The sequence below is a fragment of the Bacillus cereus group sp. BfR-BA-01382 genome, from assembly GCF_022663475.1.
GTDB classification, from domain to species: Bacteria; Bacillota; Bacilli; order Bacillales; family Bacillaceae_G; genus Bacillus_A; species Bacillus_A thuringiensis_S.
The window spans coordinates 1-17,585 of the sequence record NZ_JAKUFQ010000106.1; the positions used below are offsets into that span (position 1 = coordinate 1).

Consider the following 17,585-nt stretch of genomic DNA (forward strand, 5'->3'; position numbering starts at 1 on the left):
TACCGATTACGCGATTTCTAGGTAATCCAGATAATTTCCAAACTTGATATGTAATAATATCAACTGGGTTCGATGCAAGTAAGAAAATACCATCAAATCCACTTTCCATTACGCCACCAACAACACTTTCCATAATCTTCGCACTCGCTCCTAAAGTATCTAAGCGACTTTGCCCTGGTTTTGGTGCTGGTCCTGCTGTAATAATGACAATGTCCATATCTTTGCAGTCTTCATAGCTTCCTGCATATACTTTTGTTCTTGTATTTGTAAAGTTAATGCAATGTGATAAATCCATTGCTTCCCCAACTGCACGTTCATGATTTATATCAATTAATAATAGCTCTTCGCAAATCCCTTGATTTACAATGGAATACGCACAACTTGATCCAACTAATCCAGTACCGATAATTGCAATTTTTCTTGTATGTCTTTTCATAGCAATCTCTCCTAATTGATCATATAATCTATTTCTTTTGTTCTTTACATTCTTAATTATAGAGGTTCCCACGATAGAAACCATGGATACTTTGTGAAATATTGAACAAAGTTTTTGTCCTTTTTGTGAATTGTTATATTCCATTTTCGTCATATTTGTTACAACTGGAAAAATATTTATTATGTATTTATTGACATACAAAAAATAAAACGAGCGAATTCATTTTCGCTCGTTTTTTCATCCTATTATTCTGCACTTAACTGACTTTTCAATTGCTGCACAATCATCGGATTCGCAGGTGCTGCTGGTTTATAATAACTCTTTTGCTTTGCGTACTCATACATATTACGTTGACGCATTTCATCTTGATTACGAATTTGGATTAACGTTTGATGTAACTGTTCATTATCAGACTGAGAAATATAATTTGCATAACTTGTTAAACTTGCATTTAATCCTGCTAAATAATCATTTACCATATCTTTTTCATTCATCTTTCTCTTCCTCCTATCCTAGGAAAGTCATTAATTGCTGTTTCGTATTTCTTGCATCTTGCGCATCTTTTTGTAGCATTTGTTTCAGTTGTGGATCTGTACACGTCTGTGCATACTGCTCCAACTTGTTAATAATTGTTGCGTGTCCACCAATTAAATGACGTAAGTTTTCTACTTCAAGCTCTGTTAAATTTTGCATGGAATACTCCTACCTTTCTTCTTTCATTCTTCTTTAGTATTCTGTTTTTTTCAAATCGTATTCATTAAAAAGTCTGCTAAATAATCATTTAAGTAAAAAGAGCCTCTAAACGATTAGAGGCTCTTTCTACTTAAATTCCTTTCCGCTTCTTCAATCGCCCGTTGCATTTGTATTAACGGATTTTCAATCATTTTCCCATGTCCTGTCGCCAATAAAGACGGCTTATACTCCAGCAATTTCTGCGCGCTTGCTAATGAAACTTCTGCATCCCACGTACCAAACATAGGAAACGGGAAAAGCCACTTCAACTGTCCTGCTACCGCTAATCCTCCTCTCGTTTGAAATGCATCTCCAACAATGAGTGCATCATTTCTTGTGTCTAAAAACGCCATTGATCCCGGTGTATGACCTGGAGCTCCAATCGCTACAAGAGAACCAACTTTATCTCCCTCTTGAAGAAGAATATCTGGAATCGTATTTATCTGTTTTGACACTCCCACTTTTATTGGTGTATTTCGTTCTCCCTCTTGCAGTACCTTATCTCCTTCAAGTAAACATGCATCTCTTTTTGAAATATAGACCGGAACATCCGGCAGCACTTGTTTTATAACATCAAGCGCTCCTACATGGTCATCATGCGCATGTGTAATAACGATATTCGTAATCGGTTTTCCTATTTTCCGAGCTGATTGTAAAATCTTCTTTGCACAAAACGGTAAAGCCGCATCAATTAAAGTTAATCCTGTCTCTTCTTCAACGAAGTAACAGTTAATTGGAAATAGACGCGGTAAAAATGCGATTTGATGAACTGTTCCTACACTTATTACCTTCATCTTCTTTACCTCCATAAAAAAGAGCTGTTTACACATACATATGTAAAACAGCTTTATTCAAGAATTCAGCAATAAAAAACCAGTAGCCAATCGGCTACTGGTTCTCTTTCATCTATTAAACTGTATAACGCTCATCTTCTAAAATTTTCGCAGCGATTTCACGTTTCTTCGGAATTACGTTAAGTGGTGTGTGGCGAGTTAATTTACGTAATGATGATAACATCATGCGCAGCATGTCGCCGTTTTCAACTGCGATAAGTGTTTCTTTCGCATCTGCTTCGATTTCGTTAAATGCTTCTTGGCAGAATACTTCAGTGTATAACACTTTTTGTTTATTCTTTTCAAGACCAGTTGTTTTAATTGCTTTTTCTGTACGAAGAACAGCTGATTCCATTGCGTATAGATTGCTTACAATGTCAGCGATATTCACAAGAATTTCTTGCTCTTTATCTAATGCTTTACCGTATTTTTGAGCAGCTAATCCAGCTACCATTAAGCCGATTTTCTTCGCGTTAGTTACTAAATATTTTTGAAGTGCTAATGGCTCATCGCCTACTTCTTCTGGCATCATCATCATTAACTCTTCTTGTAATTTTTGTGCTTTTTGAAGAAGTGGTAATTCACCTTTCATCGCTTTACGTAAGAACGTACCTGGTACGATTAGGCGATTAATTTCGTTCGTTCCTTCGAAAATACGGTTAATACGAGAATCACGGTACATTCTTTCAATCTCGTACTCTGCCATAAACCCGTAACCACCGTGAATTTGAACACCTTCATCTACTGTATAGTCTAATACTTCAGAACCGAATACTTTGTTTAAAGAGCACTCGATTGCATATTCAGCGATAGAAGCTGCTACTGCTTTACCGTCTTTTACTTCTTCTTCAGATAATGTGCTCATGCGGCTTTCGAATAAACCTACTGTACGATATACAGAGCTTTCAGCTGCATATGTTTTTGCTGCCATATTCGCAAGTTTCTCTTGAATTAATGGGAAGCGAGCGATTGGTTGCTTGAACTGTTGACGTTGGTTTGCATATTGTGCTGAAATTTCTACTGCACGTTTCGCAGATCCAACTGTACCAACACCTAATTTATAACGGCCGATATTTAAAATGTTGAAAGCGATAATATGACCTTTACCGATTTCACCAAGTAAGTTTTCTTTCGGTACTAATGCATCTTCTAAAATTAACGTACGAGTTGAAGAACATTTAATACCCATTTTCTTTTCTTCTGGGCTTGTAGATACGCCAGCATATTCTTTCTCTACGATAAATGCTGAGAAGTGCTCTCCATCAATTTTTGCATACACGATAAATACGTCAGCGAATGCAGAGTTTGTAATCCATTGTTTTTCACCATTTAATACATAATGTGTACCTTCTGCATTTAAACGTGCAGTTGTTTTTGCACCTAATGCGTCAGATCCTGAACCTGGCTCTGTTAATGCGTATGCAGCTAATTTCTCACCAGTTGCAAGTAATGGTAAATACTTTTTCTTTTGCTCTTCGTTACCGAATAATACGATTGGTAACGATCCGATACCTACGTGAGCACCGTGAGTAATTGCAAAGCCGCCAGCGCGAGAGAATTTCTCTGCGATTAACGCTGAGCTTACTTTATCAAGACCAATTCCGCCGTACTCTTCTGGTACGTCAGCGCCTAATAAACCAAGCTCCCCAGCTTCTTTTAAAAGACGAACAGAACGATCAAACTCATGTTGTTCTAAATATTCAAGCTCTGGAAGAACTTCATTTACGATAAAGTCCTCTGTCGTTTTTGCAATCATTTTATGCTCAGATGAAAAATCTTCTGGCGTAAACACTTGATCAATCGTAATCTCATCAACTAAAAAGCTACCGCCTTTAACCGCATTTCCTACTGTTTTTTCCATGAAAATTTCCTCCTTCATATTTTCATGAGCCGCTTCTCTCTTTTTGAAAGAAGCTGGCTCTCAATTTTATTTTTTATAAACCTTGGTTGCTTCCATTCTTTGCTTTAGCGTCGTCTCGTTCTGAGCGAACCGCTTCCACTTTTTTTATAGTAATTCAAACACTCCCGCTGCTCCCATTCCGCCGCCAATACACATTGTTACGATACCGAATTGTTCGTTGCGGCGTTTCATTTCGTGAATAAGAGATAGTGTTAGTTTTGCTCCTGTACAGCCAAGTGGATGTCCAAGTGCGATTGCACCACCGTTTACGTTTACTTTTTCTTCATCTAAACCAAGTTCACGAATAACTTGGATCGATTGAGAAGCAAATGCTTCGTTTAGTTCGAATAAGCCAATATCAGATAGCTCTAAGCCAGCTAGTTTTAACGCTTTTGGAATTGCAGCGATTGGGCCGATTCCCATTACTTCTGGTGGTACGCCAGCTACTGCAAATGAACGGAATTTCGCAAGCGGCTTCATGCCATCGCTCACTGCTTTTTCACGATCCATTAATAGTACAGATGCTGCACCGTCACTCATTTGTGAAGAGTTACCAGCTGTTACAGAACCGCGAACGTTAAATGCTGGACGTAATTTACCTAAAATGTCTAGCGACGTTTCTGCTCTCACACCTTCGTCTTGTGCGAAAATGATTGTTTCTTCTTGCAGTTTATTGTTTGATCCAACAGTACGTAACGTCACATCTACAGATACTGTTTCATCAGCGAAGTTACCTGCCGCTAATGCTTTCGCAGCGCGTTGATGACTTCTTACTGCAAATGCATCTTGCTCTTCACGAGAAATTCCATATTTCACAGCAACTTGCTCTGCTGTATGTCCCATACCCATATAATATTCTGGAGCTGCTTCTACAAGGCGACTATTCGGACGAACAACGTGTCCCATCATTGGAACTAAACTCATTGATTCTGCCCCGCCTGATAATACAGCTTCCGAGTGACCAAGCATAATACGCTCTGCTCCGTAAGCGATACTTTGTAAACCTGAAGAACAGTAGCGGTTAATCGTAATAGCTGGAACATCGTAAGAAAGTCCTGCTAATCCGCCGATATTACGAGCCATATTTAAACCTTGCTCTGCTTCTGGCATCGCACAACCGAAAATTAAATCATCGATTGGTCCTTCATAATTCGCACGCTTTAACGTTTCCTTTACTACTAATGCCCCTAGATCGTCAGGACGAACTGTTTTTAATGAACCCCTCTTTGCTTTTCCAATTGGTGTTCTTGCTCCCGCAACAATGACAGCTTCTCTCATGAACGATATCTCCCCTCGTTATTAGTTACGTAATGGCTTTCCTTTTACAAGCATGTGCTGCATTCTTGCTTGTGATTTCATCTCACTTACTAAGCTAATAAATGCTTCACGTTCTACATCTAATAAATACTGCTCATCAACTTCTGTTCCGTACGGCACTTTTCCGCCCGCGATGACATATGCAAGTTTCTTCGCAATGTGAAGATCATGTTCAGAAATGTAACCTGATAAATGCATTGCTTCTGCACCAAGTACAAGAGTTGCATATCCTGTTTCACCAACAACTGGTATCTTTTTACGAATCGGCGCTTTATAGCCAGCTTCATATAAAGCAAGTGCTTTTTGTTTCGCATCATATAGTAAGTGATCACCATTCACACTAATACCGTCTTTATCGCCTAAGAAGTTGTTCGATACAGCTTCTTGTGCTGATGTAGAAACTTTCGCCATCGCTACAGATTCGAACACTTTATTCGCAACTTTTTGCAGATCAAACTCTACACCGTTTGGCATTTTATTTAAGTGTTTAATGTATAGCTCTTTATTACCGCCTCCGCCAGGGATTAAGCCAACACCAACTTCTACTAAGCCCATATACGTTTCACTAGAAGCTTGAATGCTAGCTGCTGGTAAGCAAACTTCTGTACCTCCGCCAAGCGTCATACCGTATGGTGCTGCTACAACTGGCTTAGAAGAGTACTTAATTTTCGTCATTGCATCTTGGAAGTTTTTCACAACCAACTCAATTTCAAAGTAATTGTCGTCTTGTGCTTCCATTAAGATCATTGCTAGGTTCGCACCAACGCAGAAGTTCTTCGATTGGTTACCGATAACAAGACCTTTATAATTCTTTTCTACTTCATCAACAGCGTAGTTAATCATTTGCGTAATATCCATACCGATTGCATTGCTCTTCGAATGGAACTCTAAGCAAAGGATGCCGTCGCCTAAATCAATTAAGCTCGCTCCGCTATTTTTCTTTAATACACCATTTTTCGCTTTTAATTGCTTAAGAGAAATTGCTTTTTTATTACGCTCGATTCGCTTATATTCGCCATTATCGTAATAGTAGCTATCGCCGTTATCATGTTTATAGAAAGTAGTGAAACCTTTCTCTAACATTTCTTTCACCCAAGTAGGAACAACTACGCCGTTTTCTTCCATCTTTTGAACAGATTTTTCAACACCAATTGCATCCCACACTTCAAATGGCCCTTGCTCCCAGCCGAAGCCCCACTTCATCGCTTGGTCAATTGCAACGATATCGTCAGCAATCTCTTTATGAAGTTTTGCAGAGTATAAAAGAGTTGGTGTAATGATGTTCCATAACAACTCTCCTGCACGGTCTTTCGCGTATACAAGCGCTTTCAATTTATTCGCTAATCTTTTTTCTTGTTTACTTAACTCTACGGATGCAGCTTTTAATTTTTTACGCGCTTCGTATTCCATCGTTTCAGGATTTAATTCTAAAATTTCTTTTCCTTGTTTTAAGAAGAATCCTTGACCCGTTTTACTTCCAAGCCATTTTTTCTCAAGCATGTCATGCATGAAAGCTGGTACTTTAAATACATCACGCTCTTCTTCTTGTACGTTTTCATATACGTTATTTGCAACGTGTACGAATGTATCTAAACCGACAACATCTAATGTACGGAACGTCGCGCTCTTCGGACGACCAATAAGTGGGCCTGTTACAGAATCAACTTCCCCAATGCTATAGCCGCGTTTTATCATCTCTTGAAGAGTTACTAATAAACCGTACGTACCGATGCGGTTTCCAATAAAGTTTGGTGTGTCTTTTGCGATAACAACGCCTTTTCCAAGAACGTCTTCGCCAAATAGTTTCATGAAGCTTAATACTTGTGGATCTGTTTCTTTCGTCGGTATTACCTCTAGAAGTTTTAAATATCGTGGTGGGTTAAAAAAGTGTGTGCCTAAGAAGTGTTTCTGGAAGTCGTCTGAACGACCTTCTGCCATTTTTTCAACTGAGATGCCTGACGTATTCGAGCTTACAATAGAACCCGGTTTACGAACAGCGTCTACTTTTTCAAATAATTTCTTTTTAATATCTAAGTTTTCAACTACTACTTCAATAATCCAATCTACATCAGCTAGACGCTCAAGATCATCTTCTAAGTTACCTGCTTCAATCAGTGCTAAATTTCCTTTCACTGTCAGAGGAGCTGGTTTTTGCTTTAATAATTTTTGCACAGCCGTATTACTAAAACGATTTCTCACACTTTTATGTTCTAATGTAAGTCCCTTCGCTTCCTCTTCTTTTGTTAGCGCAGGTGGTACAATATCAAGCAATAATGTCGGAATACCAATATTAGCTAAGTGTGCCGCAATCCCTGAACCCATTACGCCTGAACCTAGAACAGCAGCCTTTTTAATTTGGAACATCCAATTCTCCCCCTATTCTTGAATGAATGCTCATTCAATTTTTCGACATAAGTCGCAATCAATGAGTGAGCCTCTACTAATAAATATATGATACTGTTTAAATTTTCGCAATATATTTATTGATAAAATTTTCTGAAATAAATATTTTTCTTTCATTTGGCTATGCTATATATGTGTATTTTCTTTGTTTAAATGCACTTTTCCTTTTTATAATCTGACGAAACTGGAGGAATATATATGGCAAAACTTAAGAAGAACCCTTCTAAGGCTGGAATTAGTGCAGCTAGTGTAACTGGAAATGCAGGTCCGCATAATCACGGTGTTGAAAAAGGACGCCAAGGTAATAATCAACAATATAAGAAGCATAATATGGGCGAAAAATAACGCTATATTTTTGGGCAGAGAACGTGGCATAATGATTAATGGCTGCTTTTTCTGCCCAATTTATTTGTACATATGGAAAACAAAAGAGGGAACGATGATGAAACGAACAATAGTTATGATTGTAATGATTGCTACACTATTTACAGGGATGATTTTCTTCTCTTATGCACAGAGGCAACAAGCTGTAAGAGCTGATCAACCTAAGATTACTGGGCAATATGGCGTTACAATCGATGCAGACACAGGTGAAATTTTGTATGGGAAACGCGAAGACGAACGTTCTTATCCGGCTAGTATAGCCAAAATGATGACAACCCTTCTTTTACTAGAGAATGTAAAAGAAGATGAAGAAATTACAGTTACAGAAAACGCAATTAAAACAGAAAGTCAAAGTAAGAAAATTAAACTTCGTGCTGGGGAAAAATTAAAGCGTGATGAGGCATTAAAACTTATGCTTATCATTAGTGCAGATCCAATAGCTGAATCAATTGCAGAACATATCGCAGGATCAAAAAATGAATTTGTGAAGATGATGAATGCTAGAGCGAAGGAACTTGGTACAAAGCATGCGACTTTCAAGAATGCAAGTGGTGCTGATGCAATTGGGAATAAAGTATCACCATATGACATTGCTATTATTACGAAAGAAGCATTAAAGTATCCAGTTGTTTTAGAATATATGAATTCAACACGTACAACTCTACATACTTCAGAACGCTCTCCAAACATCGCAAACTATGGACGAGAAGAACTATATGACGATTCATATGCGATTGGAAGTAAAAGTGGTCTATCAGCACTTGGCAAATATACAGTCGTAACAGTCGATGAAAAAGACGGTAAACGCGTCATTAACGTCGTATTATCTTCTACTCGCGCGCAACTATATCCTGATACGAAGAAAATGGCACATTATGCATTTCAGCAATTAAAATAACCAAGGAGTATTTTCTCCTTGGTTATTTTTTAACCATACCTTTTAATACGAACGCAACGTTTGCTGGACGCTCTGCTAGACGACGCATGAAGTAGCCATACCAGTCGTTTCCATAAGGTACGTAAACACGCATTTTGTAACCTTCTTTTACTAGCTCAAGTTGACGCTCATTACGAATACCATATAACATTTGGAATTCAAATTGATCCCTTGGAATGTTGTGTTCTTCAGCAAGTTTTTTTGTATATTCAATAATCGCTTCATCATGTGAAGCAATTGCAGTATAATTTCCATTTAATAAGTGCATTTTAATAATTTTTTTATAATTGTCATCTACATCTTTCTTATCCGGGAACGCCACTTCTTCAGGTTCTTTATAAGCACCTTTTACAAGACGTAAATTAGGATTATAAGCATTTAAATCTTCAATATCTTTTTCTGTACGATATAGGTAAGCTTGAATAACAGTACCAATATTATCGTATTCAGATTTTAATTGTTTAAAGATATCAATTGTTTTACCACAGCGTGTATAGTCTTCCATATCAATGGTAACGAACACACCATTTTCTTTTGCAGCTTCTAAAATACGGCGCATATTGTTCATTACGATTTCATCAGAGATATCTAATCCCATAGAAGTCATCTTTAAAGAAAGCTGCGAATCAAGACCTTCTCTTCCAATTGCACGGATCGCTTCAATCGATTGGTTAGCCATTTCATTTGCTTCCGCTTCATTATCAACGAATTCACCTAAATAATCGATTGTTACACAAAGACCTTGCTTATTTAATGCCTGAATGGCAGCTGTCGCTAATTCAATCGTCTCCCCTGCGACGAAGCGACCTGCACCAAAGCGTAAACCGTACTTTTTAGCCAGTTTTGTTAGCGCTTTATTTTTAGATAAGAAAAGAAACGAATTTCGCATTAATTGTTCCATGTAATTCACCCCTATGACTGTAATTTATCTGTTTTTTACCCCTCTTCAAAATTATATCACTGTTTAAAATTATTGGATACAAATAATTATTTAGATAATTTATAAAATACTATAAAAACATTTAAAAACCTATATTCTCGCATGCAAATATGAAGGGAATATTTTTCGACATTTAGAAAAAACGGGTTTACTAGGGCAAAAATAGGCATACCGAAAATATTCGACATGCCTATAAAACCCTTAATATTCCATGTAAATTATATAAGGATATTAATAAGAAAAACTTAAAGTAGCATCACCTAAGTTTTTTAATTCTCATTTCGCTTCTCCTCATTCAGCCTTTTAATATCCGTAATTAACTGTACCATCTCTTCTTTCGCATCTGGATAAGTTTCATTCCAATGCTTCACTAAAGCTGGCATCGTCTTCGCTATGTAAGAATAAAGTGCCCACTTCTTTACCTGTTCTTTTCGCTCTTCATTACTCTCGCCAAGTAACAGCTCAGTGTATTTCTCTAGTAAACCGTCAAACTGCTCGTTAAACTTTTCACTCATTTTATTTACCTCCTATATGAAAAAAGCAGCGAAGATCGCTGCTTTTTCTTATAATTTTGATCGGACAGAGTTTAATTTTTTCTCCATTGTGCTTACTTTATCACGACGATCATCAATACGAATCGTTGTTGCAACACGCTGTGCACCTTTCGTATATGGAACTTCATGCATTTGTTGAATTACTTCTAGAACGACAGGAAGATCTCCTTCAATAATTGTATTCATCGGTGTTAATTGATACTTCACGCGATCCGCATTTTTCTCTAGCACCTTTTGTACTTCTGCTACATATTCACTAACACTTGGATTACCTGTTCCTACCGGAATAATCGATACGTCAACAATTGCCATAGTAGTCTTCCTCCTATAATCGCTTCTTATATATCCATTGTCTATTTTACCGAAATCCTCATCATTTTACTAATATGTTACTCTTCCACTTTAAACTGCTCAACTAATCTTTCTAAATCTTTCATATGCTCTGTCAAACTTTCCATCGTGTGGGCTACCTTTTCTAGATGATTAACCTGTGATTCAGTTGCAGCATGTACCTCTTCAGAAACAGCTGCACTTTCTTGACTCGTACCAGCAATTGTATGCATTACCGCTGTAATTTCTCCTTGCTCGTAACCTATGTTATGTACCTCTTCTACAATTTTTTCAACTGAAGTACTAATCGTATTTACAACTGACATAATTGTGCGGAACTCCATTTCTGCCTCTGTCGTCACTTTATTTTGCACATCTGCAATGTCTTTCAATTTACTTACAACTTCTACAACCCTTTTTACTTCTAATTGCACATCACCAATCATCGTTGTGATTTCTCCTGTTGCCTCTTTTGATTGTTCCGCTAATTTCCGAACCTCTTCAGCAACAACCGCAAATCCCTTACCTTGCTCACCTGCACGGGCAGCTTCAATCGAGGCATTTAAAGCAAGTAAATTTGTTTGATCCGAAATACCTTTTATAAGCTCAACAACATTTTGAATCGATCCAACTCTTTGTTCTAACTTATCCGATGCTTCTTCTGTATGAACAACAATCGAAGATGATTGTCCCCTCGTACGGACTAAGTTCCTCATTGTATTTAATCCTTGCTTAGATGCCTCTTCCGCTTTGCCAGTCACTCCTTTTATTTCACCAACGGAGCTATTCATTTGTTCCACTGACTCTGCCATATTCTCGAGCTGAGCTGAAACTTCATCCACACTATTCGCAAGAGTAGAAGCTCCCCCGCTCACATCATCCATTGCTCCGGAAACTTCTCTACTAGCCGCTACTGTTTCGTTCGTTAAATAATGTAAACTATTCGTTGATTGTTGCACTGTTGATACGCTGTTTTTAATTTTACTTACCATTTCATTCATTTGTTCAACCATATCATTAAAGTGCTTCGTCAACTCTCCAACTTCATCTTTACTTGTCACCTTCATTCGCAGCGTTAAATCCCCTTCTGCTACTTTTTGAACGTGATTCTTTAATAATTGCAGTGGTCTTGCTAATCTTCTTGAGAACAAGTAGGAAGCTACGATTCCAACTAATAAACTAATACACGCCATCATAATGACTGTATTTCTCGTACTATTTAATAGCCCATCGATCGTTTCTTTCGGATAAAAGATTCCTATCGTCCATTTCATCGTATCAAATGATTGACTATAAACAACTACATCTTCACCTTTTATTGTAGTGACCGCATATTTTGTTACCTCTTTATTTAAGCTCTTTATAAGTGGCTCTTTAGAAACATCTTTCCCTATCTTTTCTGGATAAACAAGAGCCATATTTTTATCATTTATAATAAACATTTCTCCGTCATTATTATATTGAATATTGTGAAGCAACTTCTGAATCGTCCCAAGCGATACATCCATCGCAACAACGCCTAATACAGATCCATCTTGAGCTGTAATTGCTTTAGAAACACCTACACTTAACTTTCCTGTTGCAATTTCATAAGAAGGTTGTCCCCAATGGACCTTTTTTACATCAGCCTCTGAATCTTTATACCATGGTCTTGTCGTTGGATCATATCCTTCTGGCACTTGCCCACCTTCAGCAAGATTGGCACTTAATGTTTTTTTATCTTTCGTACCAATATATAAATCTAAAATACCAGGATGATTCTTTTTATACTCCGCAAACTCTTTCGTTAAAAACGCTTCCTCTTCTGGAGTAACCCCACCTTGAAGCATATTACGAATCATCTCACTGTTCGCGTAATACCCCATATCTTCATCCGTTCTTTGAACAAATGTCGTAAGTTGCTCTGTCACAAGATCCATCGCATTTTGAGAATACTCGTCTAAGGAACGCACTTCCTTTTCTTTCTGTAATTGATACACAGCTGTACCCAATATTACGAACATCATAGAAATAAGTACTGAAAACACTACCGCAATTTTTAAACGTAAACTTCTTAACATCTTCCCCCCAGCATCCCCTTCGCATTAAATTGAAATATTATTAATCATTATATTAAGTATAATAGATAAAATTAAAAAATTGAAATTAATTCTCACCTTAATACAATTAGAAAACGGACTACCACTTGTGCAAAAACAAATAGTTCATTATCCTTAAAATATAATCTCATTCGTTCGGAGGGAACTATGTTACAAAAATTCGGTTTCTCACAATATGAAAGCCAAGCTTATGAAGTTGTCGTATCAAGCAATGAACCATTAGATGCTACAACAATTGTGAAGCATTCAGGTGTTCCAAAAGCAAAAATATATGAAGTACTAGCACGCCTAATCGATAAAGGAATGGTAATGGATTCTGTTTCAGAAAAGAAAAAATTGTATACAGCATTACCACTAAAGCTAGCAATTGAAAAATTAACGACAGAATTTCAATCAAATATTAAGGAACTGGAAACAAATATATCAAAAAAATCATTTACAGATGACCGTGTTTGGAGCTTAAAGATGCAATCTTCTATTCGAGTTCAAAGTAAAGAACTCATTGAAAGTGCAAAAGAATCAATCCGTATTTCAGCTTGGAATGATACTCTTTTAGAATATCTTCCTTTACTAGAACAAAAAGCAAAACAAGGTGTTCAAATTGAATCCCTTATTGTTGGAGAAGTAGAAACAGACTTAGAAAACATGCATTTTCTAATCCCAGCTGAAGAGCCTAATGCATTAGAGCGCTACTTGCTACTCATCGTTGACGATCGTGAAATTTTATTTGCTGGCGTAGAACAAGAGTCATGGCAAGCGATGAAAACAATGTCACAACCTTTCGTAAAGTTCTTTACAGAATTTTTCTATCACGACGTTGCACTTGCAAAGATTACTCAAAAACACCATGATCTCTTTATGGAAGATGAGGAAATTAAGAGTTTGTTGATGAAGTTAAGATACTAATTAAATAATAAACAGGAGTCTAGTTTTTCACTTAGACTCCTTTTCGTTTTGTTCCTTTATCTCCATCAACAGCTCAATGATTTTCTCATTTTGCTCTACCTGTTTCTCTGAATTTTTATAGATGAAACGAACCCATCTAAGTGCAAGAATAATAAGAAACAAAGGGAGCATTGAAATTAGAAGACCAATAATTGAAAAATTCGTATACATATACCTCACCTCGCTATACACCCTTTCTCCATTTCTCTACTAAAACCTGCAATTTTTTACAAATAAAAAAAGAACCTATCAAACGATAGATTCTTCTTTCGCAAACTGAGTAGAGCGTCCTCTCGTAATCGAGAAAATCGCGCAAAGCAGTGCTAATATAATAAAGCCACCGCCTACCCAAGCGTTATATATAACAGATGATTTTTCAATAACAACTCCGCCTACTGTTGAACCGAGTGCAATTCCTAAATGAAGCGCAGAGTTATTTAAACCTTGCTGGATACCAGCTGATTCCGGTGCAATGTCAATTAAATAATTTTGCTGTGCTGGTGAAATCGCCCAGCTCAGCATACTCCAAAGTCCCATCATAATGATGAAGAGTGGGAATGAGAATGTCATTAATGGCAACATGAAGATTGCACATGCAAATACGATAATAATCGAGATAATACTTTTCTTCGATCCCCATTTATCAGCAAGCCATCCACCGAATCCACCGCCGATTACTGCTGCGATTCCGAAAATGAAGTAAAACACACTAATCCAATTTGCTTCAACATGCATAACATCTTTTAAAAACGGTGTTAAATATGCATACAATGTTAAATGCCCCGTTAAAAACAAAAATGATGTTAACTGTGCACTTACAATTTTTTTATCTTTTAAAGTAGCAAGTTGTTCTTTTATTGATAATACCGATGTCGGTGGTACTTTCGTTAAGAACAATGAAATACAAGCAATTGCCATAACTGTTAATACTGAAATCAATACAAATGGCGCACGCCATCCGTATGCATTTCCGAGTACAAGACCGAGCGGTACTCCAAGTACAAGTGATCCACTAATTCCCATAAAAATGATTCCAATTGCACGCGCACGAAAATGCGGTTCTACTACACTAGAAGCAAGTGTTACCGATAGTGCAATAATTAATGAACCACTCGCCGCACAAATAACCCTTGAGAACATTAGCATTCCGTAATTCACACTAAATGCCGAAATAATATTTCCGATTAAGAAAATCGATAATGCTCCAACATACAATGTTTTTCTTTCAAACTTCCCTGTCAAAGCTAATAAAACTGGACCTGACAAAGCAAATACTACCGAAAATATTGTTATAAGCTGACCAGCTGCGCTAATAGATACTCCTAAATCATTGGCAACTAAATCGAGCGTTCCTCCTATAATTAGCTCAACCGTTCCGACTACGAAAGCCGCGATAGCTAAAATATAAACACGAAAATTCAAGTCTTTCCCCACGCTTTCTGTTTTGGTTACTACGACTATAGTAACCAAAATAGAAAGTGGACGCAAGTACAATTTTTTTACAGTAAAAAAGGTAGGCGTATTATACGCCTACCCTTCCATCATTCTGTTTCTTTCTTCTTATTCAAGTACCAATACACCGGAAGTCCCGTAAAGACAATTCCAATTGATAAGAAACAACTTACCGGATCATTAATAATCGCACTACCGATTACAAAGAACGAACCTAAAATCGCAACGATTGGTACGATTGGGAATAACGGTACACTATATGCACGCTCTTTATTCTTATTACGTTTCCTTAAAATGAAGACACCAATAAACGTCATTACATAGAAAATATAAATAATAAATACGGAAATCTCAGATAGCTTATTTGGATCACTAATAATCATTAAAATAATTCCTAAAATGATTTCAACAGTAATCGCATTTGCTGGTGTTTTAAATCTCGGACTTTCCTTTGCAATAAACTTAGCAAATGGAAGTTGTCCACGTTCTGCCATAGACATTGGAATACGTGGGAACGTTAAAATCTTTCCATTTAAACAACCGAAAATAGAAACGATAATACCGATACTAATAATTTTCCCACCATATTCTCCAAGTAACATACCAGCAGCTGTCGCTGTTGCATTTTCTCCAAGGTCTACAATTTTTGCTGCTGGTAATACATTTAATAACGCCAAGTTAATTAATACGTAAGCAGCAGTTACAATTAAAATCCCAACTGTCATTGCTTTCGGTAATAACTTTGTTGGATTCTTCATTTCTCCACCAATCGAAGCAAGTAAAATCCAGCCGTCATAAGCAAATAACGTTGCTAAAATTGCCATACCGATACTTTGATTTTCTGATATCGGCACTACTACGTTAAAAATATCACTGTTTCCTTTCCAAAAACCTAACACGACAATTAATACAATCGGAATCATTTTCCCAATTGTCGTGATTGTTTGAACGATACCTCCGTATTTTGTTCCCATACTATTTACAAAGCCAAGGAACACAACTGTTCCGATTGCGATTGGTAAATTCCACACTTTATCTAAATAGAAAAAATTAATCATTAAAGAACTAAAGTATAAACCTAATGTTCCGATAATAGCTGGTCCATAAACAATTGTTTGCATCCAGCCTGATAAATATCCCCAAAAACTTCCGTAAATCTCCTCTAAATACGTATACAACCCACCATTTTTCGGGATTTGCGCTCCAATTTCGGCTACTGTTAAACCACTCGCTAACGTCAACAGACCACCAATTACCCAAGCAAGAATGGCCATATTAGAACTCCCTGAGTAATCTAATACGCTTCCTGGTTTCATAAATACACCAGACCCGATAATCGTTCCTACTACGATAGAAAGTGCTACTGTTAAACCAATTTTGTTCCTCTCATCATGATGCATGCTGCGTATCCTCCTTCCAATTCTAGTGTGATGCAAAAATGAAATAAAAAAACACTCCTCCCTAAAAAAGGGACGAGTGTTGTATTCGTGGTTCCACCCTTGTTTCAATTCGCAAAGTAACACACTTCACCAATTTCTCAAGTCTAAATAACGGTTTTTGCCGGCAAGCAATTACTAGATGTTCGTTCACTGCTGCAGTTCAGAGGTGGTAATCTATTTTTCCGTATTAGGAAGCTCACAGCCAAAGGCTTCCCTCTCTGGGAATCGTAAAAAATTAATCGTGTCCTCATCATCACTTCTTGATGTCGAATTTTGTAGTTATTGTTCATTATATTGAATTGTTAGAAAAAATCAATATATTTTTTTATATAACATAGGAAATATTTCTCTTCTTATATTATAACAGAAGATACAAAACTTCTCTAATTCCCTAAAAATGGTATAATTCATTTAGGAGGTGTACCAATAATGATTGCTGTCTTTTGTATCATCGCTACGTTTCTCTCTGTTCTATTCGCTATCATGTATCGAAACAAGTATCCTGTTTATAGCATTTTAGCGGTAGCTATTATACCAGCTGTTTCCTTCTACGTATTGGGTAAATATCAATATACGGAAGTGTTTATCGGTTTTGCAATCTTCTACTGCGTCTTCGGATACATACTAACAATGAAAAGAATCTTATTGAATCATTAAAAGAGACCGATTTCTATAAGTAGAAATCGGTCCTTGCATGTACCTTCCGGTTGCCCCACGAAAGATACATAAATCAATTATTTATCTTCTTTTTTCATAAAAAACTTGTGATGCGGAAGATCCACATTTAATTCCTCTAATTGTTTCTTTTCATTGTCTAAAATCGCTTTTGCTTTTGTTTTTGTTGCTTCATCTAATCCCGCAAAGATGTCTTCACGCTTCTCTTT

Annotated in this window: 18 protein-coding genes and 1 other annotated feature; of the genes, 4 read left to right on the forward strand and 14 right to left on the reverse strand. The window is 36.9% G+C overall.

Translation table 11 applies throughout. The features are described from left to right. From MR160_RS27735 to MR160_RS27765, 7 genes are all read right to left on the reverse strand, one after another. The coding region (locus MR160_RS27735; RefSeq protein WP_481746740.1) for a lactate/malate family dehydrogenase at window positions 1–436 on the reverse strand (436 nt) is incomplete at its 3' end. Between the two features lie 245 nt (window positions 437–681). After that, the gene (locus tag MR160_RS27740) at window positions 682–930 is read right to left on the reverse strand and encodes a spore coat protein (protein ID WP_001002992.1); all 249 of its coding nucleotides are present in this window, start codon (window positions 928–930) and stop codon (window positions 682–684) included. A gap of 13 nt (window positions 931–943) precedes the next feature. After that, entirely contained in the window at window positions 944–1,129 is a 186-nt protein-coding gene (locus tag MR160_RS27745; protein WP_001180555.1) for a hypothetical protein, read from the reverse strand. A gap of 113 nt (window positions 1,130–1,242) precedes the next feature. Then, window positions 1,243–1,962 carry an MBL fold metallo-hydrolase gene (locus tag MR160_RS27750; RefSeq protein ID WP_000864824.1) on the reverse strand — a complete coding sequence of 240 codons (720 nt, stop codon included), beginning with the start codon at window positions 1,960–1,962 and terminating at the stop codon, window positions 1,243–1,245. Window positions 1,963–2,077: 115 nt separating this feature from the next. Then, complete coding sequence (locus MR160_RS27755; RefSeq protein ID WP_000416287.1) at window positions 2,078–3,862, reverse strand: acyl-CoA dehydrogenase family protein; 1,785 nt, start codon at window positions 3,860–3,862, stop codon at window positions 2,078–2,080. A gap of 144 nt (window positions 3,863–4,006) precedes the next feature. Beyond that, window positions 4,007–5,179: an acetyl-CoA C-acetyltransferase gene (locus tag MR160_RS27760; RefSeq protein ID WP_001206339.1), complete on the reverse strand. Its 1,173-nt coding sequence runs from the start codon at window positions 5,177–5,179 to the stop codon at window positions 4,007–4,009. Between the two features lie 21 nt (window positions 5,180–5,200). After that, window positions 5,201–7,582, reverse strand: a complete 2,382-nt coding sequence (locus tag MR160_RS27765; RefSeq protein WP_098900254.1) for a 3-hydroxyacyl-CoA dehydrogenase/enoyl-CoA hydratase family protein — start codon at window positions 7,580–7,582, stop codon at window positions 5,201–5,203. 237 nt (window positions 7,583–7,819) lie between these two features. On the opposite strand from MR160_RS27765, the gene MR160_RS27770 reads away from it, so the two are divergent. Both MR160_RS27770 and MR160_RS27775 read left to right on the forward strand, forming a co-directional pair. After that, window positions 7,820–7,966 carry a YuzL family protein gene (locus tag MR160_RS27770; RefSeq protein ID WP_001096344.1) on the forward strand — a complete coding sequence of 49 codons (147 nt, stop codon included), beginning with the start codon at window positions 7,820–7,822 and terminating at the stop codon, window positions 7,964–7,966. 97 nt (window positions 7,967–8,063) lie between these two features. Continuing rightward, window positions 8,064–8,903 carry a D-alanyl-D-alanine carboxypeptidase family protein gene (locus MR160_RS27775; RefSeq protein ID WP_242298657.1) on the forward strand — a complete coding sequence of 280 codons (840 nt, stop codon included), beginning with the start codon at window positions 8,064–8,066 and terminating at the stop codon, window positions 8,901–8,903. 22 nt (window positions 8,904–8,925) lie between these two features. Here MR160_RS27775 and MR160_RS27780 read toward each other — a convergent pair whose 3' ends face one another. The 4 genes from MR160_RS27780 to MR160_RS27795 form a co-directional block, all read right to left on the reverse strand. Then, entirely contained in the window at window positions 8,926–9,843 is a 918-nt protein-coding gene (locus MR160_RS27780; RefSeq protein WP_000436780.1) for a proline dehydrogenase family protein, read from the reverse strand. Between the two features lie 308 nt (window positions 9,844–10,151). Then, window positions 10,152–10,397 (reverse strand): YusU family protein, encoded by a 246-nt coding sequence (locus MR160_RS27785; protein WP_001290589.1) that lies wholly within the window; start codon window positions 10,395–10,397, stop codon window positions 10,152–10,154. A 48-nt stretch (window positions 10,398–10,445) separates the two neighbouring features. Beyond that, a complete protein-coding gene (locus tag MR160_RS27790; RefSeq protein ID WP_088322167.1) occupies window positions 10,446–10,748 on the reverse strand; it encodes an MTH1187 family thiamine-binding protein in 303 nt (100 codons plus the stop codon). A 77-nt stretch (window positions 10,749–10,825) separates the two neighbouring features. Then, window positions 10,826–12,826, reverse strand: a complete 2,001-nt coding sequence (locus MR160_RS27795) for a methyl-accepting chemotaxis protein (protein ID WP_000946369.1) — start codon at window positions 12,824–12,826, stop codon at window positions 10,826–10,828. Between the two features lie 186 nt (window positions 12,827–13,012). On the opposite strand from MR160_RS27795, the gene MR160_RS27800 reads away from it, so the two are divergent. After that, a complete protein-coding gene (locus MR160_RS27800) occupies window positions 13,013–13,771 on the forward strand; it encodes a TrmB family transcriptional regulator (RefSeq protein ID WP_000939479.1) in 759 nt (252 codons plus the stop codon). 27 nt (window positions 13,772–13,798) lie between these two features. On the opposite strand, the gene MR160_RS27805 is transcribed toward MR160_RS27800, so the two are convergent. The 3 genes from MR160_RS27805 to MR160_RS27815 all read right to left on the reverse strand — a co-directional run bounded on the left by MR160_RS27805 (window position 13,799) and on the right by MR160_RS27815 (window position 16,662). Further along, on the reverse strand, window positions 13,799–13,981 hold the full coding sequence (locus tag MR160_RS27805; RefSeq protein WP_000288473.1) for a hypothetical protein: 183 nt from the start codon (window positions 13,979–13,981) through the stop codon (window positions 13,799–13,801). Window positions 13,982–14,059: 78 nt separating this feature from the next. Then, the gene (locus tag MR160_RS27810; RefSeq protein ID WP_003280661.1) at window positions 14,060–15,244 is read right to left on the reverse strand and encodes an MFS transporter; all 1,185 of its coding nucleotides are present in this window, start codon (window positions 15,242–15,244) and stop codon (window positions 14,060–14,062) included. 107 nt (window positions 15,245–15,351) lie between these two features. Continuing rightward, window positions 15,352–16,662, reverse strand: a complete 1,311-nt coding sequence (locus MR160_RS27815; RefSeq protein ID WP_242298659.1) for an APC family permease — start codon at window positions 16,660–16,662, stop codon at window positions 15,352–15,354. Window positions 16,663–16,727: 65 nt separating this feature from the next. Then, window positions 16,728–16,964: a binding site (T-box leader), on the reverse strand. 166 nt (window positions 16,965–17,130) lie between these two features. Between MR160_RS27815 and MR160_RS27820 the strand changes: the two genes are divergently transcribed. Then, a complete protein-coding gene (locus tag MR160_RS27820; RefSeq protein ID WP_000562247.1) occupies window positions 17,131–17,358 on the forward strand; it encodes a hypothetical protein in 228 nt (75 codons plus the stop codon). The last annotated feature ends 227 nt before the right edge of the window (window positions 17,359–17,585 follow it).